The organism is Alsobacter sp. R-9 (genome assembly GCF_054612375.1).
Genome location: NZ_JBTSWJ010000003.1, coordinates 72,327 through 97,110, shown reverse-complemented (window position 1 = coordinate 97,110; position 24,784 = coordinate 72,327). Strand labels below are relative to the sequence as shown.

The 24,784-nt window shown below is 67.7% G+C and carries 19 protein-coding genes and 1 tRNA gene; 10 read left to right on the top strand and 10 right to left on the bottom strand.

Annotation, left to right across the window (positions count from 1 at the left end):
* The first annotated feature begins 7 nt into the window (after positions 1 to 7).
* From arsC to arsA, 3 genes are all read left to right on the top strand, one after another.
* Positions 8 to 430, top strand: coding sequence for an arsenate reductase (glutaredoxin) (arsC, locus tag ACX9GQ_RS05895; RefSeq protein WP_459628625.1), 423 nt, complete (start codon positions 8 to 10; stop codon positions 428 to 430).
* 38 nt (positions 431 to 468) lie between these two features.
* Complete coding sequence (arsH, locus tag ACX9GQ_RS05890; protein ID WP_459628624.1) at positions 469 to 1,182, top strand: arsenical resistance protein ArsH; 714 nt, start codon at positions 469 to 471, stop codon at positions 1,180 to 1,182.
* Positions 1,183 to 1,256: 74 nt separating this feature from the next.
* Complete coding sequence (gene arsA, locus ACX9GQ_RS05885; RefSeq protein ID WP_459628623.1) at positions 1,257 to 3,023, top strand: arsenical pump-driving ATPase; 1,767 nt, start codon at positions 1,257 to 1,259, stop codon at positions 3,021 to 3,023.
* A 149-nt stretch (positions 3,024 to 3,172) separates the two neighbouring features.
* Here the strand turns inward: arsA and ACX9GQ_RS05880 are convergent, their stop codons facing one another.
* Together ACX9GQ_RS05880 and ACX9GQ_RS05875 are read right to left on the bottom strand one after the other, a co-directional pair.
* Positions 3,173 to 3,868 (bottom strand): response regulator, encoded by a 696-nt coding sequence (locus tag ACX9GQ_RS05880; protein WP_459628622.1) that lies wholly within the window; start codon positions 3,866 to 3,868, stop codon positions 3,173 to 3,175.
* The gene (locus tag ACX9GQ_RS05875; protein ID WP_459628621.1) at positions 3,865 to 5,367 is read right to left on the bottom strand and encodes a DUF4118 domain-containing protein; all 1,503 of its coding nucleotides are present in this window, start codon (positions 5,365 to 5,367) and stop codon (positions 3,865 to 3,867) included. The genes ACX9GQ_RS05880 and ACX9GQ_RS05875 overlap by 4 nt, the downstream gene beginning before the upstream one ends.
* A gap of 231 nt (positions 5,368 to 5,598) precedes the next feature.
* On the opposite strand from ACX9GQ_RS05875, the gene ACX9GQ_RS05870 reads away from it, so the two are divergent.
* The gene (locus tag ACX9GQ_RS05870) at positions 5,599 to 7,533 is read left to right on the top strand and encodes a potassium transporter Kup (protein ID WP_459628620.1); all 1,935 of its coding nucleotides are present in this window, start codon (positions 5,599 to 5,601) and stop codon (positions 7,531 to 7,533) included.
* Positions 7,534 to 7,707: 174 nt separating this feature from the next.
* On the top strand, positions 7,708 to 8,337 hold the full coding sequence (locus ACX9GQ_RS05865; RefSeq protein WP_459628619.1) for a recombinase family protein: 630 nt from the start codon (positions 7,708 to 7,710) through the stop codon (positions 8,335 to 8,337).
* Positions 8,338 to 8,350: 13 nt separating this feature from the next.
* On the opposite strand, the gene ACX9GQ_RS05860 is transcribed toward ACX9GQ_RS05865, so the two are convergent.
* The 6 genes from ACX9GQ_RS05860 to ACX9GQ_RS05835 all read right to left on the bottom strand — a co-directional run bounded on the left by ACX9GQ_RS05860 (position 8,351) and on the right by ACX9GQ_RS05835 (position 13,842).
* Positions 8,351 to 9,034, bottom strand: a complete 684-nt coding sequence (locus tag ACX9GQ_RS05860) for a DUF3102 domain-containing protein (protein WP_459628618.1) — start codon at positions 9,032 to 9,034, stop codon at positions 8,351 to 8,353.
* Positions 9,034 to 10,146, bottom strand: coding sequence for a tyrosine-type recombinase/integrase (locus ACX9GQ_RS05855; RefSeq protein WP_459628617.1), 1,113 nt, complete (start codon positions 10,144 to 10,146; stop codon positions 9,034 to 9,036). The genes ACX9GQ_RS05860 and ACX9GQ_RS05855 overlap by 1 nt, the downstream gene beginning before the upstream one ends.
* Positions 10,147 to 10,194: 48 nt before the next feature.
* Positions 10,195 to 10,620: a MerR family transcriptional regulator gene (locus tag ACX9GQ_RS05850; protein ID WP_459628616.1), complete on the bottom strand. Its 426-nt coding sequence runs from the start codon at positions 10,618 to 10,620 to the stop codon at positions 10,195 to 10,197.
* 1 nt (position 10,621) lies between these two features.
* Positions 10,622 to 10,882, bottom strand: coding sequence for a hypothetical protein (locus tag ACX9GQ_RS05845; protein ID WP_459628615.1), 261 nt, complete (start codon positions 10,880 to 10,882; stop codon positions 10,622 to 10,624).
* 101 nt (positions 10,883 to 10,983) lie between these two features.
* Complete coding sequence (locus ACX9GQ_RS05840) at positions 10,984 to 12,291, bottom strand: hypothetical protein (RefSeq protein WP_459628614.1); 1,308 nt, start codon at positions 12,289 to 12,291, stop codon at positions 10,984 to 10,986.
* Positions 12,292 to 12,465: 174 nt separating this feature from the next.
* Positions 12,466 to 13,842 (bottom strand): tyrosine-type recombinase/integrase, encoded by a 1,377-nt coding sequence (locus tag ACX9GQ_RS05835; RefSeq protein WP_459628613.1) that lies wholly within the window; start codon positions 13,840 to 13,842, stop codon positions 12,466 to 12,468.
* Positions 13,843 to 13,916: 74 nt separating this feature from the next.
* Here ACX9GQ_RS05835 and ACX9GQ_RS05830 point away from each other — a divergent pair.
* The 4 genes from ACX9GQ_RS05830 to ACX9GQ_RS05815 all read left to right on the top strand — a co-directional run bounded on the left by ACX9GQ_RS05830 (position 13,917) and on the right by ACX9GQ_RS05815 (position 20,019).
* Positions 13,917 to 14,038: transfer RNA gene (locus tag ACX9GQ_RS05830), tRNA-OTHER, on the top strand.
* Positions 14,039 to 14,815: 777 nt separating this feature from the next.
* Positions 14,816 to 16,483 carry an efflux RND transporter periplasmic adaptor subunit gene (locus ACX9GQ_RS05825; RefSeq protein WP_459628612.1) on the top strand — a complete coding sequence of 556 codons (1,668 nt, stop codon included), beginning with the start codon at positions 14,816 to 14,818 and terminating at the stop codon, positions 16,481 to 16,483.
* A gap of 9 nt (positions 16,484 to 16,492) precedes the next feature.
* Positions 16,493 to 19,621 carry an efflux RND transporter permease subunit gene (locus ACX9GQ_RS05820; RefSeq protein WP_459628611.1) on the top strand — a complete coding sequence of 1,043 codons (3,129 nt, stop codon included), beginning with the start codon at positions 16,493 to 16,495 and terminating at the stop codon, positions 19,619 to 19,621.
* A gap of 23 nt (positions 19,622 to 19,644) precedes the next feature.
* Positions 19,645 to 20,019 carry a hypothetical protein gene (locus tag ACX9GQ_RS05815; protein WP_459628610.1) on the top strand — a complete coding sequence of 125 codons (375 nt, stop codon included), beginning with the start codon at positions 19,645 to 19,647 and terminating at the stop codon, positions 20,017 to 20,019.
* Positions 20,020 to 20,161: 142 nt separating this feature from the next.
* Here ACX9GQ_RS05815 and ACX9GQ_RS05810 read toward each other — a convergent pair whose 3' ends face one another.
* Positions 20,162 to 21,514, bottom strand: coding sequence for an Nramp family divalent metal transporter (locus ACX9GQ_RS05810; protein WP_459628609.1), 1,353 nt, complete (start codon positions 21,512 to 21,514; stop codon positions 20,162 to 20,164).
* Between the two features lie 186 nt (positions 21,515 to 21,700).
* Positions 21,701 to 22,129: a MerR family transcriptional regulator gene (locus tag ACX9GQ_RS05805; RefSeq protein ID WP_459628608.1), complete on the bottom strand. Its 429-nt coding sequence runs from the start codon at positions 22,127 to 22,129 to the stop codon at positions 21,701 to 21,703.
* A 65-nt stretch (positions 22,130 to 22,194) separates the two neighbouring features.
* On the opposite strand from ACX9GQ_RS05805, the gene ACX9GQ_RS05800 reads away from it, so the two are divergent.
* On the top strand, positions 22,195 to 24,549 hold the full coding sequence (locus tag ACX9GQ_RS05800; protein WP_459628607.1) for a heavy metal translocating P-type ATPase: 2,355 nt from the start codon (positions 22,195 to 22,197) through the stop codon (positions 24,547 to 24,549).
* The last annotated feature ends 235 nt before the right edge of the window (positions 24,550 to 24,784 follow it).

Sequence of the window (24,784 nt, the reverse complement as noted above, 5' to 3'; positions counted from 1 at the left end):
GGGAGCCATGGACGTCGTCATCCACCACAATCCCGAGTGCGGCACTTCGCGCAACGTGCTGGCCATCATCGAGGCGGCTGGCTACCGGCCGACCGTCATCGAGTACCTGAAGACGGGATGGACACGCCCGCAGCTTCTCGGCCTCTTCGCAGCCGCTGGCCTGACGCCGCGCACCGCCCTGCGCGAAACGAAGTCGCCCGCCGCGGAACTCGGCCTGCTCGACCCGTCGGTGCCGGACGAAGCGCTGCTGGACGCCATGCTGGAGCACCCTGTACTCGTCAACCGCCCCATCGTCTGCACCGTGAAGGGCGTGCGTCTGTGCCGGCCCAGCGAGGTCGTACTCGACCTCCTGGAGCGCTGGCCCCCTGGCCCCTTCGCCAAGGAGGACGGTTCGCCGCTGATCGATGCGCAGGGCCGTCGGGTGGCGTAGAAGACGCGCGACTTCTCCTGCGCCCGGACCCGCGAACGATGACCGACGACTTGCCGAACTTGCACGAGGATCTGCTCCCCGCGACCGATCTTGCCCGGCTCCTGCCGACCAGCCGGGCGACGCATCCGCCCCGCATCCTGCTCCTCTACGGCTCGGTCCGGACTCGCTCCTTCAGCCGTCTGGCCTCCCAGGAAGCCGCCCGCATCCTTCGTTGGCTCGGGGCCGAGACCCGCATCTTCGATCCCTCCGGCCTGCCTCTGCCGGACGACGCGCCAGCGGACCACCCGAAGGTCCGCGAACTGCGCGACCTCGTGACGTGGTCGGAGGGCATGGTCTGGTGCTCGCCGGAGCGGCACGGGTCCATGACCGGCATCATGAAGGCACAGATCGACTGGATCCCGCTTGCGCTCGGAGCAGTGCGGCCCACCCAGGGCAAGACGCTCGCGGTGATGCAGGTGAGCGGCGGGTCGCAGTCGTTCAACGCGGTGAACCAGTTGCGCGTCCTCGGCCGCTGGATGCGCCTCATCACGATCCCGAACCAGTCGTCGGTCGCCAAGGCCTTCGCCGAGTTCGACGACAACGACCGGATGAAGCCCTCGCCATACTACGACCGGATCGTCGACGTGATGGAGGAGCTGGTGAAGTTCACGCTGCTGACGCGCGACTGCGCCACCTATCTCGTCGACCGCTACTCCGAGCGGAAGGAAAGCGCCGAGGAGCTGTCCAAGCGCGTCAACCAGCGCTCGATCTGACCTGCGGGAGCGGATGATCCACGTCATCGCGCGACCACGCTTCACGGCTAGGGTCGTCGCCGATGGAGACCGCCATGCTGCCGTTCCGCCCCCTCGACGCGCCCACCCCCTTCCTCTTCTTCACGGGGAAGGGCGGCGTGGGGAAGACGTCCCTCGCCTGCGCCACCGCGATCGGGCTCGCCGACCGTGGCAAGCGCGTGCTGTTGGTCAGCACCGACCCCGCGTCGAACCTCGACGAGATGCTGAACACGACGCTCGGGAACGCGCCGACCGCCGTTCCCGGTGTCGAGGGACTTTCAGCCATGAACATCGACCCGGAGCAGGCAGCCGAGGAGTACCGCGAACGGGTCCTGGCGCAGCTTGGGCCGGAGGCGAATGCTGACGAGCGTGCGACGGTGCGCGAGCAGTTATCGGGTGCCTGCACGACCGAGATCGCCGCCTTCGACGAGTTCGTCGGCCTCCTGGCTGGAGAGGTGAAGGGCTTCGACCACGTCGTCTTCGACACGGCCCCGACCGGCCATACCCTGCGGCTCCTCAGCCTGCCGAAGGCGTGGACGGGGTTTCTGGAAGGCAACGACCGGGGCGCGTCCTGTCTCGGTCCCCACTCGGGGCTCAAGATGCGCGAGGCGCGGTTCCGCCAAGGCCTCGAAGCTCTGTCCGATCCCGGACGCACGACGGTCGTTCTGGTGACGCGGGCCGACCAGGGTGCGATCCGGGAGGCCGCACGCACCTCAGGCGAGTTGCAGGAACTCGGACTGTCCAATCAGGTGCTGGCGGTTAACGGACGGTTTCGGTCATCGCCCGGATCCGACCCCGTTGCCGGGGCCATCGCCGATGAGCAGGCCCGGGCGCTGGCTGCCATGCCCGACGCGCTGGCTCGGCTGCCGCGCGACGAGATCCCACTCCTGCCGTTCGACCTCGTCGGGCTCCCCGCGCTGCGGGCTCTGCTGAACCCGGCCGCCGCCGGTGGTGTACCCGTTGTGCCGGCAAATGCGTCCGCGCCTCTCCCAAGCCTGTCTCGACTGGTCGACGATCTTGCCGAGGCCGGCAAAGGACTCGTCATGGTCATGGGCAAGGGGGGCGTCGGCAAGACCACCATTGCAGGGGCCATTGCCGTGGGCCTGGCGCGGCGCGGGCATGGCGTGCACCTGAGCACCACAGACCCCGCCGCGCACGTGTCCTTCGTGGTCGACACACCTCTCCAAGGCCTGAAAGTGGACCGGATCGACCCGCAGGAGGAGACCCGGCGCTACATCGAGAAGGTGATGGCGGGTAAAGGCAAGGACCTGGACGAGGAAGGGCGGCGCCTCCTGCGAGAGGACCTCGCGTCACCCTGCACCGAGGAGGTCGCCGTCTTCCACGCCTTCTCACGGATCGTCGCGGAGGCCCGCAGCGCGTTCGTCGTGCTCGACACGGCGCCCACCGGCCACACGCTGCTGCTCATGGACGCGACTGGCGCCTACCACCGCCAGATGACCCGCGACTTCGAGCCAAGCGGTGCGGGCCGCATGATCACGCCGCTCATGCGCCTTCAGGATCCCGCCTACACCCGAGTGATCCTGGTGACATTGCCGGAGACGACGCCCGTGTCCGAGGCGGCCGCCCTGCAGACGGACCTGCGGCGCGCCGGCATCGAGCCCTACGCCTGGGTCATCAACCGCAGCCTTGTCGCCTCGGGAACGGGCGACCCGCTCCTGCGATCGCGACTGGCCCGGGAGACCGCCCAGATCGAACGCGTGCGCGACGGCCTCGCGGAGCGGGTGTTCGCGTTGGGCTGGCAATCGCAGCCTCCGGTCGGCTTGGCGCGGTTGACCGAGGTGGTCGCCCCGAAAGGCAGGTAGCAAAGGCGGGAAGCTGTCTCTCCTGGGCACCAATCCCATAGTTTTATCGTTGTATTTCAGCACATTGCGGATGTAGCTCGTTACCACATTCAGTCCCACGGTCGGTTCGGCGACGTGCTGTGCGTCCTGTTTTCTCAGGCACGAGGCCGTTAGTCCTCGGCCAGCCGGTACCCCACACCGGGCTCCGTGAGGATCACTCGCGGTTCCGATGGGTCCGGCTCGATTTTCTGCCTGATCTGGCCAACGAAGACCCGCAAGTAGGGTGTGTCCTGCCCGTGTGCCGGACCCCAGACTTCCGTCAGAAGCTGGCGATGCGTCATCACGCGGCCAGCGTTGCGCATCAGTACGGCGAGCAACTCGAACTCCGTTGGCGTCAGGCGGATCAATTCGCCAGCGCGGGTCACCCGGTGGGTCGAAGGGTCGAGGACGAGGTGGCCAACCTGCAGCGGACCCGCCGGCTCCGCCACCGCGCGCGCTGGGCGTGTGACAACGCGCAGCCGGGCCAGAAGCTCGCCAATCCCGAAGGGCTTGTTGACGAAGTCGTTGGCGCCGAGATCGAGGGCCGCGATCTTTTCCGCCTCGCGGTCGCGGGCCGACAGCACGATGATCGGCACGTCCCCCGTTCGCCGGATCGCGGCAATGACATCCTTGCCATCCATGTCCGGGAGGCCAAGGTCGAGGATGATCGCGGCGGGCTGCAGCATGTCGGCGAAACGGATGGCGTGACCGCCGTCGGCGGCTCCCGCGACGCGGTAGCCCGACGCCACCAGCGCGGGTTTCAAGAACCGTTGGATCTGCGGCTCGTCGTCGACCACGAGGACGAGCGGTTGCGACGGTGCGATCATGCCGCCTTCCTCCGGGTGCGAGGCAGCCGAACCGTGAAGCGCGAGCCCACTCCGTCGCGCGCCGGGCTCTCCAGCGCGATGTCGCCACCCATAGCCATGGTCATTCCGCGGGCGATGGCGAGGCCCAGGCCAGTCCCTGCGGCGGCCGCGTCGCCGGGCGCGGCGCGACGGAACTTCTCGAAGATGACCTCGCCTTGAGACGCTGGAATGCCCGGCCCGCAGTCGGTGACCGAGACAGCGAGGTCGTCGCCGCTCATTGCCGCCGTGACGTCTACAGGGCCCGCCGCGCCGGCATATTTGGCGGCGTTGTCGAGCAGGTTGAACAGCACCTGCTCCAGCAAGGTGGCGTCCGCCTCCACCAGTGGCTGATCGGCCGAACCGACCACCGTGAATGTCACGCCGGGATGGATCATCCGCGCCCGGGCGACGGCGGCGCGGATAGGATCGGCAACGTCGATCCAGTCGCTGCGCACGGCGAGGGCACCGGCCTCCACGCGGGTCATGTCGAGAAGGTTACCAACGAACCGCGAGAGGCGACGCGCCTCGTCCTCGATCGCGGCGAGGAGGTCCTGACGCTCGGCCTCGACCATCGACGGGCCCAGTTCGCGCAGGGTGGTCACCGATCCAAGGATCGTCGCGAGAGGCGTGCGCAGGTCGTGCGATACGGACGAGAGGAGCGCATTGCGAAGCTGCTCTTCTCGCGCGGCTGCGCGAGCTTTCGCCGCGGCCTCGGCATGGCGCAACCGCAGAATGGCCATGCCGGCCTGGCGGACCACCGCGTCGAAGGCGTGGATCTCCTCGTCTTCCAGACCGCCGATCATTTCGACACCAAGAACCGCCTCGACGTTGTTGCCGCCTTCAACAGGCCGGAACGAGAAAGCCATGTCACGGCTCCCGACGCCGGGCGGCCGTTCCTCCGGCAGGCCCTTCCAGGCGAGGATGGCGGCCTCTCGGTCGGCCATTCCGAGTTCCATACTGGACGGCCACGCCGTGACCAGCACGAGGTCGTCGCCGGCAGGCTGGAACAGCGCGGCGCGGCGCTGCAACGTTGCCGCGAGTTGCTCCCCGGCCGCCGCGAGCACGTCCTCCCTGCTCTCCGCCACCGACAGGCGCCCGGCGAAGTCGTTCAACGACTGGACGATCTGTGCACGACGGCGGGCGATCTTCGCCTCCCGACGCAGCCGACCGGCGAGGTTGCCGGTGATGACGCCTGCCGCGACGAACACCAGCAGCCCGAAGACGTCCGCCTCGTTCGTCACGGCGAAGGTCAGGACGGGCGGAATGAAGAAAAAGTTGAAGGCGAGCGAGCCCAGCAGCGCCGCGGTCACGCCGGCCGCCACTCCGTGCGCCACGGCCGCAAGGAGCACAGCGATCAGGAACAGGAGCGACAAGCTTGCCGGGGGCAATACAGGTGCCATGACGAGGGCAAGCCCCAGCGCGAGAGCCACGACGCCCATCACCGTCAGCGTCGCCCTTATTGCCTCGCCAGGCCGCTCCATGAGTGGCTTCCCCTCCGGAGCGCCGAGCCCCGCCGGTTCGGACCCTAGCCAGAACGCCCCCTTCGGCGAAGCGCAAACCGACCGCCGACGGTCGCCTTTACGGCTTCCTTATGCCTGCCGGCCCGATCCCGCATCGCGTCCTTACGCCGCTCGTTCGACAAGAGGGATCATCCCGCCGTGCCGTCGTCGTCGAAACAGAGCGCCGCGGCACCGATCGTCGAAGGGCCTGCGATGAACAGCACCGACACCTCCCCGTTCTCAACACACGTCCCGTCCGCTGAGCCTGTCGGTGCGGGACCGCCAGTCCGGCATGCGGGATTCTGGACCCTGACCCTCGGCTCCATCGGCGTCGTCTACGGCGACATCGGCACGAGCCCCCTCTATGCGTTCCGAGAAGCCCTCTCTGCCGCTGGAACGGCCCACCAGGGTGTGCAGCGGGCGGACGTCATCGGCGTGCTGTCGCTGATCCTCTGGGCGCTCATCGTCATCGTGACGATCAAGTACGTCTTCTTCCTGCTGCGGGCCGACAATGACGGCGAGGGCGGCACGCTGTCGCTTCTGGCGCTCGCACAGAGGGCGTTGGGCCGGCCATCGGCCGCCGTGTTCTTCCTTGGCGCAGCCGGCGCAGCCCTCTTCTACGGGGACGCGCTGATCACGCCGGCGATCTCGGTGCTGTCCGCTGTCGAGGGCCTGAAGCTCGCAACCAGCAGCTTCGAGCCGTATATCCTCCCAATCTCCGTCGCGATCATCCTCGGCCTTTTTCTCGTCCAGAGCCGAGGCACGGCGAGAGTCGCGGTCTGGTTCGGTCCGATCACGCTCGTGTGGTTCGCGGCAATGGCGGCGGGTGGCATCCTCCACATCGCCGACGATCCCGGCGTGATCGCCGCCTTCGATCCGCGCCATGCCCTGGCTTTCCTTGCCGGCAACGGGAAGGTCGGGCTGGTCGCCCTCGGCGCGGTGTTTCTCGCGGTCACCGGGGCGGAGGCCCTCTATGCCGACCTCGGCCACTTCGGTCGCCGCCCGATCCAGTTCGCATGGCTCGCCGTCGTCTTCCCGGCCTTGACCCTGAACTATCTCGGCCAAGGCGCACTCGTAATGGCGCGACCGGAAGCGCTGGAGAATCCCTTCTTCCTCCTCTATCCGTCCTGGGCTCTGCTGCCGATGGTGGCGCTGGCCACGATGGCGACGGTGATCGCCAGCCAGGCCGTCATCACGGGCGCCTATTCGCTCACGCGGCAGGCCGTCCAACTGAGGCTCCTCCCGCGGCTCGAAATCCGCCACACTTCCGAGACGCATGCAGGACAGATTTACATGCCGCAGGTCAACGTCCTGCTGCTGGTCGGCGTCCTGCTGCTGGTTTTCCTGTTCGGATCGTCGAGCCGGCTCGCCACGGCCTACGGCATCGCCGTCACGGGAACGATGCTGGTGACGGCGAGCCTCGCCTTCGTCGTCGTCTGGAAGCACTGGCGCTGGCCCCTGTGGGCCGCCGCCACAATCGTCCTGCCCTTCGTCGGGATCGAAATCGTGTTCCTCGGTGCCAATCTGTTGAAGCTGTTCGAGGGAGGCTACGTGCCCGTTCTGCTGGCGCTGGGCATCATGGTCATGATGAGCACGTGGGTGAAGGGCACGCGGATCCTGTTCGAGAAGGCACGCCGGCAGGACGTCTCCATCGCCGACCTCGCGGGCAGCCTGGAGAAGAAGCCTCCCCTGATCGTCCCGGGCACGGCGGTGTTCCTGACCAGCGACCCAGACACCGCACCCGCCGCGCTCCTGCACAGCCTGAAGCACTACAAGGTCCTGCACGAGGCCAACGTGCTGCTGACTGTCCAGACCGCGACCGTACCGAGGGTCGCGGGCGATGGCCGCGTCCGCATCGAGCCGATCGGCGGCCGCTTTTCCCGCGTCGTTCTCACCTTCGGCTACATGGAGGAGCCCAACGTGCCGGCCGCGCTGGCGCTGTGCCGCAAGAAGGGTTTGAAGTTCGACATCATGTCGACGTCGTTCTTCCTGTCGCGCCGGAGCATCAAGGCGTCCCCACGCGGCGGCATGCCGTTGTGGCGCGACAGGATCTACATCCTCCTGGCGTCGAACGCGACCGACGCCACCGACTACTTCCGCATCCCCACGGGACGCGTGGTGGAAATCGGCTCGCAGATGACGGTCTGAACGCGGTCGGAGCCGCCAACGACAATAATCTGGCCCATTCAGTTCGGATCCGTCGGTTCTGGATGAGCATGCCCTTTGTGAACCGGCGCTGAACTGGTTCAAGAAATATCTCTTGCAGATCCTAAACAGACTATCTATATGTGAACCATGCATAACAGACCATGGGTCACTCCGATGTTCGTCCGTGCCTACCTCCGCGCATCGACTGAGGATCAGGACGCCCGTCGAGCGCGGACCGACCTGGAGAAGTTCGCCACCGAGCGCGAGTTGAAGATTGCAGCCTTCTACGTCGAGAACGAGAGCGGCGCGAAGCTGGCGCGGCCGGAGCTGTTCCGCCTGCTGGAGGACGCCCAGCCCGGGGACATGCTGCTCGTAGAGCAGGTGGACCGACTGTCGCGTCTGACGGCCTCCGACTGGGAGCGCCTGAAGTCGGAGATCGCGGCCCGCAAGTTGCGGGTTGTCGCGCTCGACCTGCCGACCTCTTGGATGATGGCGACCCCGAACTCCGACGACTTCACCAGCCGCATGTTCGAGGCCGTCAACGGCATGATGTTGGACGTCCTCGCCGCGGTGGCCCGCAAGGACTACGAGGACCGCCGCCGCAGGCAGGCTCAGGGGCAGGCCCGCGCGAAGGCCGAGGGTCGGTACAAGGGCCGCCCCGAAGACGTGAAGCGTAACGCCGGCATCATGGACATGCTTCGGGCGGGCATGTCGTGGTCGAAGATCCAGGCCGCGACCGGGTGCAGCCGCGCCACGTTGGCCAAGCTCACCAAACGACAGGCCGAGGTCGGTGCTCGCGCCTAGGACGACGTGTGTGTCACGGGGGCGCCGCGAGGTAGCTGTCGATCTTGTCGATCAGACTTTCGATGTCTGCTCGCCGAAGAAGGGTGGCCAAGGTCTTCAGGCGCGGCTTGTCCTTCATCTGGGCCCTTAGCAGATCAAAGGCCTGCGACGTCCAATCGTTCATGGGATCAACGGGCGACTTGGCCCGCGTCGTCGTTTCGGCAGTCGCCGGTGCCGGGGATCTCGTCTTCGACGGCGCGCGTCCCGACTGACGCATCAGTTCGGTCGCATCCGCGTCCCTCACTCCCTTCTGGGAGGCCGCCAATGCCAGCACCTTGTTGATGACCTCGTCCGGGGTGGAGCGTGCCGCCAGCTTGTAGGCGGTCTCCAGGCGCAGATTCGAAAGCCTTTCGAATTTCGACCCGAACCGCTCGGCCACGTTCATGTAGTTCTCGGCGGTGCGAGCGGTCATGCCGAACTCGGCATTCAACCAGGGCAGCCACTGCCCCCGCTTCAGGAGGTCCTTGGCCCGATGAAGATCACGGCCAATCGCGACGATCTCTTGCCTGACGCGGTTCAGGCGCCCCCGAACGGCGGTCGCGATGCTCTCCACCTCGCCGGGCAGATCGTGCGCAAGCGCGCCGGAGGGCTGCATCTCGTCGGCCCGCAGCTCAGCCGTGCCGATCGGGACGGAGTGGTTCTCGGGTTCGACGGACATCACCGACCCTCCCTCTTGATCATGAGCTTCTGCAGCATCCGCAGCACCTCGGCGTCATCAGCGTCCGCGGCAGCTACCGCCGGAGGCGACGCCTGCTCGACCCCGAGGCGAGCGATGATCTCACCCTGCCGATACGTCGGAACCGCGCCGTAGCTCGTGAACGTGGTGAGCACTCCGTCGTGCCCTATGTTCTGGCTCCAGGCCTTGAACTCTTCGGGCGTCCGGCACTCGCGCTCGCCCATCTGCACGAGCATGTCGCGGAACCGATGAGGGCTCGCATACGGAAGTCCGACGCGCTCGAACGCCGGCTTGATGATCTCGCGAACAGGGCCGGTCCCGGACCAAGCTCGCCGCGCAAGACCAACGGGCCGGAACCTGCGGTCGGGTCCGAGCGCGAGTTTCGTCGCGGGGAAGAGGGGATCCGTCGGACCCCACAGAAGCTCCTGCTTCAGGAAGGCCACGTAGTCGACAAACGCGTCCAGGATCTCCTTGTCGAGGACGACGAAGTACGTGCGGAAGGTCTTCCGGAACTTCGTCCTCACCTCCGTTCCCGCCTGGTCGACGAACCGCCCGGCGACGTCGACGTGCTGCAACTTGAAGGACGCGACAGCATCCGCTCGGGCACCCGTCAGCGCCAGGAAGGCGATCAGCGCGCGGTTGCGCCGATCGATCGGCGACTGATTCGGCATCGCTCTGAGCACTGCACGGATCTGGTCGAGCGTCGGGATCACTTTCGGCTTGGTCGCCGCAGCCATCGTCTCCTCCGCGCGCGACAGGCTGAAGTAGTCGCAATCGCCGACGGTGATGCGCTTATGTCCGGGGCGCTCGCGCAGCCAGAGGAAGAAGTTGCGCAAGTGCTTCATAATGGACGCCCGGGATGCGGCGCTCAGAGGGCGCCCGGTCGTGCCCTTCGTCTCCGCGAGCTTCCGCTTGAAGGCCTGCGCCTGCGGCGGCCGGTAGGTCTTGAAGTCCCGGAAGCTGGTGTGCTGCTCGAAGCGCAAGATGGCGCTGAGAGCGTCGTCGATCGTCGCCTCGCCGCGCCCACGAGCGTGCTGGAGATGCTCTGCATACTCCCACTTCAGGCGCTCGTTCGCGTCGTTCCTCATCCGCATGCGCGGTCTCCTTCTCAAGTCACAATTCACGCAGCGCCCGCGCCCCTGTCATAGGGTCGGCTTGCGTCGCACGTGATGGACATCCAGATCCCCCGCGACCTGCGCCACCTTCGTCGGGTTGACGATCCTGCTCATGAGCCGTCCGCAGAACGGGCAAAGCCCCTGCAGCCTGCCAACCCCAGCGTCGTCGACAACGAAGTCGGCCATGTCGCCGTCGGGTCTCCGGGGCGTGCGACAGGCCAGGCAGTAAATCGTCCCGGGTGGCGACACCTTCCGATCCGCGGCGCGGCGACCGCGGTGAAATTCGATCGCGTCCCCGCCAAGGATCAGAAGCGGCTTTCCGCCGATCACCGGCAGCCCCTTCTTGATCCAGTTCCGTACCGTGTTGCGATGGGTGCCGGTGGCCTCGGCCAACTCGTCAATCCGGTAGGTCCGGTTCGCCTTCACGCGACGTAGGTTGATCCGCTTGGCCACCTCACTCCTCTCCCGCGCCGGTGACGTCCGACGTCGAGCGCTGTGGCGCGCCGATACGGGCCAGGGCCCACGCGTCGAGGTCGGCAGGCGCGTAGAGGGGGGTGCGGCCGGCCTTGCGAAAGACGGGTCCCCCGCCGATGACAGCCAGCTTGGCCAGCCACTGCCGCGAGCAAGGGAAGCCGTACGAGTTGCGGATGTACTCGGCCGCGTCGGCTCGGGTCAGGTAGCGCGCCCCTGCCGGGGAGGGGTGGTTGGTTTGCATCGTCATCTCGCCGCTGAAGCCGGGAATGCCCGGCGGTTACGGGATATGACGTCGGCGATTTGCGAGGCCCGAAACAGAGGCCTGAAATTCGCGCCCGGCGATTATTTCGGGCCGTTCTTCGCCGCGAGGAATGCGTGACCGATGTTGTTCCTGATCGTCTTCACCGTCGGGACCAAGGCGCCTTCGTGTGTCCGTTGGAGCCAATCGCGCAACGCGGCAGCTTCCTTCCCGACGCGCTCTTCTAGAATTCCCTCGGCCACTCGTCTGTCGAACTCCGAGCGGATGAGATCCATCGAAGTCGGCCTCCCAGGGGCGCCTGTCCTACGCGGCACAGCGAGATCGAAAGGCCAGATCTCGGCGACCTTCTCCTTCGGCACCATAAGCCGCGTCCAGCGCTCTTGCTGTCCAACAAGGAGCGCATCATCGAAGCCGTTCCGCCACTGCTCGTCTCCGGCGTAGGGTTGCGATCTCAAGTACAGGTCCGAGCCGTTGGTAAGGTCGGACGGTACGCCGACGAAGGGTCCAACGAAGCGGCACGCCGCGACCGTAAGAGCAGGGATCACCTCCCGTACGCCATCCCGTTCCCCCGTCAGCGGGATATGTCCGGACGCGATCTGGGGCATCAGCAACTCGAACGCCATCTGCCATCGAGAGGTGTCGCCGATCTCGACGGTCTCTCTGCCGCCCGAGGTGGCGAGCCAGAGGAGGGCGTGGAAGACGGTCATGAAGCCGGGACCGTCGGGTCGCACGACCGTCGGAAGGTCGTGGATCATGGGCGGGGGTCCGGGCTTCCAGAATCGCACCACGTGGTTTCGCGGAACCAGCACAAACCCATAACTGCCTGTGCCGGCAGCGCCCATACGGTGGAAGCGGTCGTCCTCGCTGTCGGTGTCGATGTCGAGGTCGATCCACTCTACCTGAGAAATGTATTGCCGCGGGCCGTCAGGCAGCGGGACACCCGTGGCAGTCAGGGTACCCAGCCGGAGCCTGTCCATGAGTTGGGCGTGGGCGTCAGAAAGTGTCACGAGCACTGGGCGTGCCTCTCGCCCAACCGACCGCGGCGCGACTTCAACGAGATGCAGGGTAAGGAAGGTCGGTCGGTCGTGCGGCTCTAAGGACCAAACCTCCCGATCGGCGCCAGAGCTGTCTGCCAGGCGAAAAAGCCGCCATGTTCGGCACCGAACTGCGTACGCCGGCCACGCCTCACGCACGGCATCCGGCGACCGCCACATGATCCATGCCAACGCCATGATCGGCGTCCAGTACGGCTCCCCCATGGGGTCGTAGTCGGCGGGGTCAGGCTTGAGGGCCAGGGGCTCCAATCCGAGTCTCAATGCCTCGGCTTCGGCCTCGTCGGGCGAAAGCCTGCCCTCGGCCACGGCGTCGATCAGGTCATCCCGGCTAGGCATGCCAACCTCCTCGGTCGGTCGCCAATGTAACCTACGAGGCGGCCCCGATCGGCCAGGGAACCACGGTTTCCACACACGACACGGAACGGCAGCAGCCCAAACGACCGCGGATCGCGACCTCGATGCCCACCACCCTAATGAGGCCTTGGGCGACGAAGGCACTTTGGGAAGTGATCACGGGGATCTACTGCCCTTCCGCTTCATCGGCACGACCACGCTGGCTGGACGGTCTCCGAGCGCCACAGAAATCGAGCTCGAAACAGTGTCGGCAGCACGACGAAGCGGAACGTCCGCGAGGTGGCTGTAACGGTTGGTCGTCTTGATGTCGGCGTGTCCGAGCAACCGGCCGACGATGGTGAGCCCCATGCCGCCCGCCGCGCCGAAGCTGGCGAACGTGTGTCGGAGGTCGTGCATTCGGACATCGTCGAGCCCGGCGCGTGCGCGGATCGTTACCCAAGGACGCTTGAGATCCGCCCGCGGTTTGCCGGGGACTTCGCCGGGGATCACGTATGGGCTGCCCTCGACACGGCCCAGGTCAGCGAGGATCTGGATGGCGGGACTGCCGAGGAGTACGGGCTTCCAACCCGTCTTGCTGTCAGGCAACAGGATGACGCCGCGCTCGAAGTTAACCTGCTCCCACCTCAGCTTCAGGATCTCGCTCAGGCGGCAACCGGTCAGGATGAGGAGGCGGATTGCCGCCACCGCATAGGGGTCGATCTTCGTTCGGCGCGATGCGGCGTCCTTGGGCAAGTGCTTCGCGCCCGGCGCGTCGAGTTCGACGTCCCACAGGATTCCGATCGTCTCCGCTTCCCGGAGCGCCTCGCCGAGACGCTGCAACTCGTCCGTCGTCAGGTATCGGTCACCGCGCCCATCCTCGTACTTCCGCACGCCCTTGACCGGGTTGTCGGCACGGAGGCCTCGCCGAACCGCGAAGGTGAAGATCCCACCCAGCAGACGGGTGGTGCGGGTTGCCGTCCCCTTGCCACCGCGGACAATGGCCCGCCCGTGCTTGCCGGTCTTTACGTCGGCCGCGGTCTTGCCCGTCGCCACGTCCCGCAGGAACCGCTCGACGTCGGCCGAGGTCACCTCACCGATCAGCTTTCTGCCGAGGAGCGGCTTGATGTGCCGCTCGATCCGCCCACGGTCCGAGACCAGGGTGGACGCCTTCTTGGTGGGGCACCCCTCGGCGAGGTAGATGTCGCACAGGTCCGCGACCGTCTGCTCGGATCGAGCCTTGGCGCGCTCGTGCGCCACGTCCTGACCGAGTTCTGCCTTCGCGAGGATCGCCTCTGCCTCCTTGCGCGCTTCGTCCGCCGTGAGCTTGCCGACCTTGCCGATGGTCACCTTGCGAAGGGCGGTGTTGCGCCCGCCGGTCCGATACATCGCCACGTAGGACATGCTGCCAGTCGGGCGGACGCGGACGCCGAAACCGGGCAGCTTGCTGTCGAACGCTGTGTACTCGGTCGCGGCCGGCCTGAGGGCATCGACGACGGTCTTGGTGATGCGCCTCGCCCCCGCCTGCCGCCTGTCGAACGTCCTGTCCGTCGCCATGTCGATCTCCTCGGGGTAACACCGGGGTAACACGCCCCGGGTCATCCTGGGGAAGACCGGTAAGCGGCCAGATCGCACCATGTCAAGGAAATCAGCGGTTTAGCAATCTCAAGAAACCATCGGGAAGCATCAGAAATCCGCTTCCCTGCCCCTCCGAAGGCAAAGGTCACACGTTCGAATCGTGTCGGGTGCGCCACTCAACTATCTGAAATAGCTGGTCTTTCTTCGCCTGGAGTAGGTGAGGCATTGGCTGGGGGCCTTCAGGGTACGCCGGGTGACGCGGCGGCACATCCGACGGCTCCCCGGAGAATCCTCGCCCGGACCCCCGAACTGCATTTCGTCGGCCGCTCGTTGTCGTACCTCGACCTCGTGCGCAGCGGTGGACGGGTGCGTTCGCTCGTTTACCCTCCTGAAAGGTCTCGTTAGGCAAACACGCGTCGATCGGGGCTGGAGCTTGGCCGGGACGCGCGAGGCGCGCTCCGGCGCCGGTCCGGATGATCCGACCGGAGGCGACAATCGTAGTCGCCGGTTGAATGCCATGTCGAAGTCGTGGGACAGGTCTGGTTCTCGATCCGTGATGATGCGCCGTGCCGTGCACCTTCTGGTCGTGCTTGCGCTCGTCGTGTCCGGGCTCGTTTCCGCTTTCGGCGGGAGCGGCGATCACGCTCCTGCCGGGCACATGGTCCTCGCTGCCTCGGGTGACGGACTGACCCGGGAGGGCGGAACGGATTCTCACGGATGCGACGACCTGGCTGAGTGCCAGCACGGCAACTGCCAGACGACGTCACTGATCTCGCCGTCGGCGATGACGCCTCTGGCAAAATCCAGCCAGTGCCGCCTGCCCTTCGCGCTCGCGGCCGCCCCGCCTTCGCGGGTGCCACCCGGACCCGAACGGCCTCCTCGCCTCCTGCTCGCCTGATCGCGCCCGGCCCGTCCGGGCTGTCTCGGCATTCGATCATCCAAGAGCAGGACGATGACCATCACGAAGCGATTCCTCGCATCCCTCCTTGCCGCCTCGATTTCGCTGGCAGGCCTGAGCGCCAGGGCCGGCGAAGGCCACGACCACGGGGCCCAGCCGACCGGCGCCGGAGTCCCTGCCAGTCCCCGCGTCGTCGCCGACAGCGAGAGCTACCAGTTCACCGGGATCCTCGAAGGCGAGGTTCTCGTCATCTACCTCGACCGCGCGCGCGACAACGAACCCGTCACCGCCGCGGAACTGGAGGTCACGGTCGACGGCGAAAACCTGAAGGTCGAACGCCAGGACAACGGCACGTACGAGGTCGTGAGCCCCGCGCTTCGCGCTTCCGGGGAAAAAGAGGTTCTCGTGACCGTGCGCGAGGGTGACGCCAGCGATCTCCTGATCGGCACCCTCAGCGTGCCGCCGGCCGCCGTGGCCCATGCGGCGTCCCCCTGGAGGCTCGACTTCCACCAGTTGACGGCGCTCCCGATCAAGCCGGACCTTGCCATGCTCGGCCTACCGTTGTTCGGCGCCTTCCTGCTGGGCGCGGCGTTCCGCACCCGGCCCGCCATCATCGGTGCCTTGATCCTCGCCGGCCTCGCGACCCTCTTCGCCACCACGACGGTGCGGGCGGGCCCCGGCCACGACCACGGCCCCGAGCCCGCAGCAGCGGCCAACGGCAATGCACCCGCGAGGCAGCCCGACGGCTCGATCTTCTTGCCCAAGCCGACCCAAAGGCTCCTCGACGTGCGCACCACCGTGGTGGAGCCCCAGTCGGCCGTCCGGGCCGTCCGCTTCCCCGGTCGCGTCGTTCCCAATCCCAACCGCAGCGGCTTCGTCCAGAGCACCATCGCCGGCCGCATCGTCGCGGCGAATGGCGGCCTTCCGCGGCTGGGGCAGACCGTGAAGGCCGGCGACGTCCTCGGCTTCGTGCAACCCGCCTTCGCCTCGATCGACGCGTCGAACATGCGCCAGACGGAGGGCGACCTCGACCAGCGCATCAGCCTCGTCACGGCGCGGCTGGATCGGCTTCGTCGACTGGCCTCCGCCGACATCGCGTCGCGGGCGAGCCTGGAGGAAGCCGAGATCGAACTGCAGGGCCTCCGCAAGCGTCGCGAGGAACTGCAACAGGCGCAGAACCGCCCAGAACCCCTCGTCGCACCCGTGGACGGTGTCGTGGCGGAGACCACGCTCGTCCTCGGCCAGGTGGTCGCGCCGTCCGACATCCTCATGCGGATCGTCGACCCCTCCGGCTTCTGGGTCGAGGCGCTCGTCTACGACCAGACCACCGCGGGCGCCGTCACGTCGGCGTCGGCCATGGCGGTGGACGGGGCCCGGCTCAAGCTGTCGTTCGTCGGGCGCAGCCGGGCGCTGCAGCAGCAGGCCACGCTCGTCCACTTCGAGATCCTCGACCCGCCGGCACACCTGGATGCGGGCGCGCCGGTGACCGTCATGGCGACGACGGGCGACCCCGTCAGCGGGATCATCCTGCCGCGGACCGCCCTGGCGCAGTCCCCCAACGGTCAGACCGTGGTGTTCCAGCACAAGGAGGCCGAACTCTTCGTGCCGAAGGCCGTGCGCATCGAGAACCTCGATGCCGACCGCGTGCTGATCGTCGGCGGCCTTGCCACCGGCGACAAGGTCGTCGTGCGCAACGCTCCCCTCGTCAACCAGGTGCGGTGAGGCGGGACCATGTTCAGCTTCCTGGTCAACCAGAGCCTGCGCCACAGGCTCTTCGTCATCGCCGCTGCGCTCCTGCTCGTGGCCTATGGCAGCTTCGTCCTGCCGCGCCTTCCGGTCGACGTGTTCCCCGATCTCAACCGGCCCACCGTCACGCTCATGACGGAGGCCGAGGGCCTCTCGCCCCAGGAGGTCGAGCAGCTCGTCACCTATCCTATCGAGACCGCCATGAACGGCATGCCGGGCGCCATGCGTGTGCGCTCGGTGTCCGGCGTGGGGCTGTCGTTCGTCTACGTCGAGTTCGGCTGGGAAACGGACATCTATCGCGCGCGCCAGCAGGTCGCGGAGCGGCTGTCGGTCGTGCAGAGCCGCCTGCCGGCCGGTCTCCAGCCGCAGATGGGGCCCGTGTCGTCCATCATGGGCGAGATCATGCTCATCGCCCTCACCGGTCCGGGCATCTCGGCGATGGAGCTGCGCGAGATCGCCGACTGGACCATCCGGCCGCAGATCCTGACCATCCCCGGCGTGTCGCAGGTCATCCCGATCGGCGGTGAGGTCCGTCAGTACCGGGTCTCGCCCGACCTGGTGCTGATGAACAAGCTGAAGATCACGCCCGACCAGCTCGAAGCGGCCCTGCGGCGGTTCGGCACCAACACGGGCGGCGGGTTCGTCGACCAGCACGCCCGCGAGTACCTGATCCGCAACATCGGCGTCACCAACCGCCTCGATGACCTGCGGAACCTCGTCGTCACGACGCGAGGGGAGCAGTCGATCCTGCTGCGGCAGATCGCCAGCGTGGACTTCGCGCCGCGGGTCAAGCGCGGCGACGCCGGGCACCAGGGCAAGGGCGCGGTCATCATCGGCGTCCAGAAGCAGCCATCAGCCGACACGATCACGGTGACTCGCGCCATCGAGGCCCAGCTCGCCGAGATCCAGCGCACGCTTCCCGCGGGGGTCGTCGCCGACAAGATCCAGTTCAGGCAGGCCACCTTCATCGAGCGCTCGATCGACAACGTGAAGACGGTGCTCATGGAAGCGGCCGTCGTCGTGGCCGTCATCCTGCTGCTGTTCCTGATGAACGTCCGGGCGACGCTCATCTCCCTGACCGCCATCCCGATCTCCATCCTGATCACCGTCCTGGTGTTCAAGGCGTTCGGCCTGTCGATCAACACGATGACGCTCGGCGGTCTCGCCATCGCCATCGGCGAGCTGGTGGACGACGCGGTCGTCGACGTCGAGAACATCCTGCGCCGCCTGAAGGAGAACGCGGAGGCGGCCGTGCCGCGGCCCGCGATCGACGTCATCGCGGCCGCGTCGCAGGAGGTGCGGTCCGGCATCGTCTACGCCACGATGATCGTGGTGCTCGTCTTCGTCCCGCTCTTCGCGCTGTCGGGCATCGAGGGCCGTTTGTTCTCGCCGCTCGGCGTGGCGTACATCGTCTCGATCCTCGCCTCGCTGCTGACGTCGATCACCGTCACCCCCGTGCTCGCCTACTACTTCCTGCGCAAGGCCAAGCCTCACGAGGCGCGTGACAGCGCCGTCGTGAGGACGCTGAAGGCGGGCAACCGGCGGCTCCTCCTGTGGGCCCTTGACCGGCCGGCCGCCATCGTCTCGTGGGTCGTCGTCAGCGTGACCGTGGCGGGGATCGGCGCCTTCCTGCTGCCGCGTGCCTTCCTGCCGCCGTTCAACGAGGGTACGATCCTGGTGTCCCTGCAGTACAACCCCGGTATCTCGCTGGCCGAGTCCAGCCGCCTGGGCAGCGTCGCCGAGCGCATCGTCATGACGGTGCCTGAGGTCAAGTCGGTCGGCCGCCGCACCGGACGCGCCGAACTCGACGAGCATGCGGAGGGCGTCCACACCTCAGAACTCGACATCGACCTGCAGCGGTCCGACAGGCCCAAGGAGGATGTCTACGCCGAGATCCGCAGCAAGCTCTCGGTGCTGCCGGTCGCCGTCGGCATCGGCCAGCCGATCGCGCACCGCCTCGACCACATGCTGTCAGGCATTCGCGCGCAGGTCGCGGTCAAGATCGTCGGGGAGGACCTCGACACCCTGCGGACCCTGGCGGAGGGAGTCCGGTCGCGGCTCGTGACCATTCCCGGGCTCGTCGACGTGCAGGTGGAGAAGCAGGTGCTGATCCCGCAGCTGCGGGTAACGCCGGACTTCGAGCGCGCGGCCCTTTACGGCATCACGCCGGCCGCACTGACGGAAGCACTCGAAGGCCTGTCGAACGGGAGGGTCATCTCGCAGATCGTCGAGGGGAACCGCCGCTTCGACGTCGTGATGCGGCTGTCGGACGAGAACCGCTCGACGACGGGCCTGAGCGATCTGCTGGTGCCGACGCCGAAGGGCTTCGTACCGCTGCGCCTCATCGCGACGGTGGAGGAGGCGGAAGGGCCCAACCAGATCCTGCGCGAGAACGGCCAGCGCCGCATCGTCGTCTCCGCCAACGGGGACGGCAAGCGGGACATGGCCGCCATCGTGGCCGACATCCGGGGCGTGCTGGCCGACACCACGTTCCCGCGCGGCTACGTCACCGCCATGGAGGGCACCTTCAAGGCGCAGGAGGAGGCGACGCTCGTCATCGGCGCGCTGTCGCTCGTCTCCCTCGCGCTGGTGTTCATGGTGCTCTACACGCGCTACCAGTCGGCGGCGCTCGCGGCGATCATCCTGACCAACATTCCGCTCGGCCTGATCGGCAGCGTCGTGGCGCTCTGGATCGCGGGGCAGCCGCTTTCGGTGGCCTCGATGATCGGCTTCATCACGCTGGCCGGCATCTCGGCCCGCAACGGCATCCTCAAGGTCTCCCACTACATCAACCTCGTCCTGTTCGAGGGCGAGACGTTCGGTCGGGACCTCGTGATCCGCGGCAGCCTTGAACGGCTCACCCCGGTGCTGATGACGGCGCTGTCGGCCGGCCTTGCCCTCATTCCGCTCCTCATGGGGGCGGGCGAGCCCGGGCGGGAGATCCTGCATCCCGTCGCGGTGACGATCTTCGGCGGCCTGATCAGCGCCACGCTGATCGACACCTTCCTCACGCCGATCCTGTTCATGAAGTTCGGCCGCAAGCCCCTGGAGCGAATCCAGTCGCAGCGCGCCTCGCAACCCGCCGGCGGCCTCACGCTCGCCGACGCCTACTGACCCCCCAACCAAAGGACACACTCATGCCCAGGCAAAACCTCATGGCCGCCCTTGCGACGGCGACGCTGCTGGCCTTCAACACGCCGACCTTCGCGCAGGGGACCGGTCCGAACGGCGGGCTCCTGTCGAGCGACAAGAGCCACGCGGTCGAGTTGATCGTGAAGCCTGCCGAGATCACGGTCTACCTGATCGACAGCGGCAAGGTGGACGTCCCCACCGGCGCCACGGTCCGCGTCGTGGTCCAGGATGGAACGCGCAACGAGACGGTGCCGCTGACCGTCGACGGCAACCGCCTGACGGGCAAGCTCGCGGCCCCGCTGAACAAGGGCGCACGCGTCGTCGTGACCGGCAAGGACAGCCACGGCCACACGCTCCAGGGGCGCTTCGTCATCCCGTGAGCCAGGGCCCGGCCAGCGGCCGGGTCCTCCCGATCACATCGACGGTCGGAGATCATCCGAACCCGGCAGAAGACCCGAGGCGGCGACATCCACCCGCCGCCTCGCCCTCGGGGGCAGCGAGCCCCTTGAGAAATGCTTGGCCCTACCCGACAGCCAGATCGAAGAGCAGCTTGGCGTTCAGGGCGATGATGACGGCGGCGACGAGGGCCGCGATTCCGGTCAGCCAGCGCGGCGCGACGAGGACGCCCATCTTGCGCCGGGACGCGGTCAGCAGCAGCAGCGGCACGACCGCGAAGGGAAGCTGCAGGCTGAGGATCACCTGGCTGAGGATCAGCAGCTTGGCGGTCTCACCGGCACCGTAGAGCCAGGTCACCGCGATCGCCGGCACGATGGCCACGAGACGCGTGACGAGCCGCCGCAGCCAGGCCGGAAGGCGGATGTCCAGGAAGCCTTCCATGACGACCTGACCCGCCATCGTGGCGGTCACCGTCGAGTTCAGCCCGCAGCAGAGCAAGGCGATGGCGAACAGGGTCGGGGCAATCGAGGCACCCAGCAGCGGAGCGAGCAGTTCATACGCCCGTCCGAGTTCGGCCACCTCGTGCTCGCCCACCTTGTGGAACGTCGCGGCAGCCAGGATGAGGATCGAGGCATTGATGGTCAGGGCGAACAGGAGGGCGCCGGTCGTGTCGAGCGTCGTCCACTTCAGGGCCTCGCGCTTCTCGGCTTCCGTGTCGCCGAAGGCACGCGTCTGCACGATGCCGGAATGGAGGTAGAGGTTGTGGGGCATCACGGTCGCCCCGATGATGCCGAGGGCCAGGTAGAGCATTCCCGGGTTCGTCACGATGTCTGCCCGGGGCAGGAAGCCAACGAAGACCTCGGACCACACCGGCCGCGCCATGATGATCTGCGCCGCGAAGCACAGGGCGATGACGCCCAGCAAGGTCACGATGAACGCCTCGATCCAGCGAAATCCCTTGGTCTGCAACCAGAGGATGACGAACACGTCGAGGGCCGTGACGATGACGCCGATCTCCAGCGGCAACCCGAAGAGCAGGTTGAGGCCGATGGCCGTGCCGATGACCTCGGCGAGGTCCGTGGCGCAGATGGCGAGTTCGGCGAGGAGCCACAGCGGCCACGAGAGCACCCGCAGATAGGCATCGCGGCATGCCTGCGCCAGATCGCGCCCGGTGGCGATGGCAAGCCTCGCGCAGAGCGACTGCAGCACGATCGCCATGAAGTTGGAGACCAGCGCGACAGCCAGCAGTGTGTAGCCGTACTGCGCACCGCCGGCGAGAGACGTCGCCCAGTTGCCGGGATCCATGTAGCCGACAGCGACGAGATAGCCCGGACCGACGAAGGCCAGGAAGCGCCGCAGCGGCGTTCCCCGCGCATCGACGCTCACGGACCGGAAGACGTCGAGCATCGAGGGATCGCCACGCTGTCGCCGCCAGCCGTCCTCGACGTCGTCCGGCTTTTGCGGCAGCGCGGCGGTCATTCCGGATCCTCCCGCCTCTACGGTCGTTATTGATAATCAGTTGCAAGAACGCGTCTGGCAAGTCACGAGTGGGTGTTCGCCTACACATTCACAACGCGCAGGTGATTTTCGCGACCGACTCCGGAGCCATGGGCCTCACAGGGCCTGGCCACGCCCAGCGACGTATCGAAGGCTCCCCGACCTTGCTCAGGCCAGGGCGCCGTGGGTGTGGGTGGGATCGGCGAGGGTCTCGATGACCTTGCAGTCGGAGACCCGGCCGGAGGCGCAGCGCTTCAGCATGCGCTGCAACTCGTCCCTCAGGGCCGACAGGCGGGCGATCCGCTGCTCGACCTCGACGAGGCGGGCCCGTGCGACGGCGTCGGCCGCGGCGCAGGACTGATCGGGGTCGTCCTGCAGCGCCAGCAACGTGCGGATCGCCTCGAGTTCGAAGCCGAGCTCCCGGGCATGCCGGATGAAGGCAAGGCGGCGCAGGTCGTCCTCGTCATAGAGGCGACGGTTGCCCTCGGTCCGCGGCGGGGCCGGAAGCAGGCCGATGCTCTCGTAGTAGCGGATCGTCGGCACCTTCACGCCCGTGTGGCGGGCCGCCTCGCCGATCGGGAACGAATGTCCGGTCATCGCGCTTGCTCCTCTAGCGACTGGAGGATGTAGAGCATCGCCGACGGACTGCACAGAGGCCTGCCATGAACGACCCGACGACCGTGATCCAGACCCGCTATCGCGTCGCCGGCATGGACTGCGGAGGCTGCGCCGCGAAGGTGGAGGGCGCCGTCCGCCGCGTGCCCGGTGTCGCGGACGTGTCGGTTTCGGTCACAGCCGGCACCATGACCGTCCGCCATGCCGCCGAGACCGATCTCGCCGCGATGGAGAAGAGGATCGCGGGCCTCGGCTACGGCGTGACCCGGACCGCCGAGGCAAAGGTCGCACCGGCGTCCCACGCGCCGCAGGATCACGCGGGATGCTGCGACCACGACCATGGCACCGGCCATGATCACGGCGATAGTGCTCACGGGAATCACGGTCAGGCCTGCGGTCATTCTGCCTTGCCCGGCGCCGCCACAGCCACCCGCGGCGATCACGGCCACCGGGAGGAACGACCACACGCGCACGACCACGGCAAGTCGACGAACCCCGCCGGCCTCCACGGCCATGACCACGGCCCGTCCGACGGACCATGGTGGCGCTCTCCGAAAGGGATGCTGACCATCGCGAGCGGGCTCGGGCTCGCAGCGGCCTTTGTCCTGGGCAAGCTGTATCCGGGCATCGAGCGCTGGGCGTTCGAGGCGGCCATGCTGATCGGCCTCGTGCCGATCGCGAAGCGCGCCATCATGGCGGCGCTGGCCGGCATGCCCTTCACCATCGAGATGCTGATGACCATCGCCGCCGTCGGCGCCGTGATCATCGGCGCGGGCGAGGAAGGCGCCGCGGTCGTGTTCCTGTTCCTTGTCGGCGAACTTCTGGAGGGCGTCGCGGCCGGCAAGGCGCGCGCCAGCATCCAGGCGCTGGCCAAGCTCGTCCCGAAGACGGCGCTGCTCGAAGACGGCGGACGCACCCGCGAGGTTCCGGCGGAGACGTTGGCTGTCGGGTCCGTCGTTCTCGTGCGGCCGGGGGACCGGATTCCGGCGGACGGCCTCATCCTCTCCGGCGAGAGCGCCGTCGACGAGGCCCCGGTGACCGGGGAAAGCGTCCCGGTGCGCCGGGAGCCGGGCGACAGCGTGTTCGCCGGCACCGTGAACGGCGAGGCGGCGCTGCGAGTGCGGGTCACGGCGGCGGCCGCCGACAACACCATCGCGCGCGTCGTGAAGCTGGTCGAGGAGGCGCAGGAGAGCAAGGCTCCCACCGAGCGCTTCATCGACCGGTTCTCCCGGTACTACACGCCGGGGGTCATGGTGGTGGCCGCGCTCGTCGCGGTGGTGCCGCCGCTCGTCTCCGGCGGCGCCTGGTCGGAGTGGATCTACAAGGGCCTCGCCATCCTGCTCATCGGCTGCCCGTGCGCCCTCGTCATCTCGACGCCCGCCGCCATCGCCGCGAGCCTGTCCGCCGGCGCCCGGCGCGGCCTCCTGCTCAAGGGCGGCGCGGTGCTTGAGGCGGTCGGGACCGTCACGGCCGTCGCGCTCGACAAGACCGGGACGCTCACCCAGGGCCGGCCGCAGGTCACCGACGTGATCGGCCTCACGAGCGATCCCCGGGAGGTCCTGCGCGTGGCGGCCGCGCTGGAGACCGGATCGAGCCACCCCCTTGCCCTCGCCATCCTTGCCCGCGCCTCCGCCGACGGGATCGAGCCCGGGCGTGTCACGGACGCGAGGGCCCTTGGCGGGAAGGGCATCGCGGGCAAGGTGGACGGGACGGAAGCCTTCCTCGGGTCGCCGAAGGAGGCCGCCACGCGGGTCGCGATCGGGACCGACCTCCAGACCCGCATCGAGAGCCTCAACCACGAGGGCAAGACCGTCTCCATCCTCGTCGTCGGCAACGCCCTCGCCGGTGCCATCGCCATGCGCGACGAACCGCGCCCTGACGCCAAGGCGGGGCTCGCCGCGCTCAACGGCGCCGGCCTCAAGACGCTCATGCTGACGGGGGACAACCGCCGCACGGCCGAGGCGGTCGGGCGGGACCTCGGCATCGAGGCGCTGGCGGAGCTGCTACCCCAGGACAAGCAGCGCATCGTCGGCGAGTTGCAGGCCGCCGGCCACCGCGTGGCCAAGGTCGGCGACGGCATCAACGACGCGCCGGCGCTGGCGGCCGCCCATGTCGGCATTGCCATGGGGGGAGGAACGGACGTGGCGCTGGAGACCGCCGACGCGGCGGTTCTGCATGGACGGGTGAGTGACATCGCCGAGATGATCGCGCTGTCGAAGCGCACGATGGCCAACATCCGCCAGAACATCACGATCGCGCTGGGACTGAAGGCCGTGTTCCTGGTGACGACGATCGCCGGCATCACCGGCCTGTGGCCCGCCATCCTCGCCGATACCGGCGCCACCGTGCTGGTCACGGCCAATGCGATGCGCCTGCTGAAGGGGCCGAAGGCGACGACGTGAGCCGTGTGTGAGGCGGCCCGTGGTCCTCCATCCGCCGTCCGCCGCTTTGACGGACATACGCGGTCTTTCAAGAAGCACGACCGGCCTACGCGTCGGGACGTGCTCCTGGGACCTGCGTGCCTTAAGCGCCGACGGGCATGTCGGCACCGTCGGCCCGGGGCAAAGCTGCCGCCTGGTGGAAGGTGCCCGTGGTCACGCCGGAGAAGAAACCATCAGGGCCGAATACGTCTCCAAA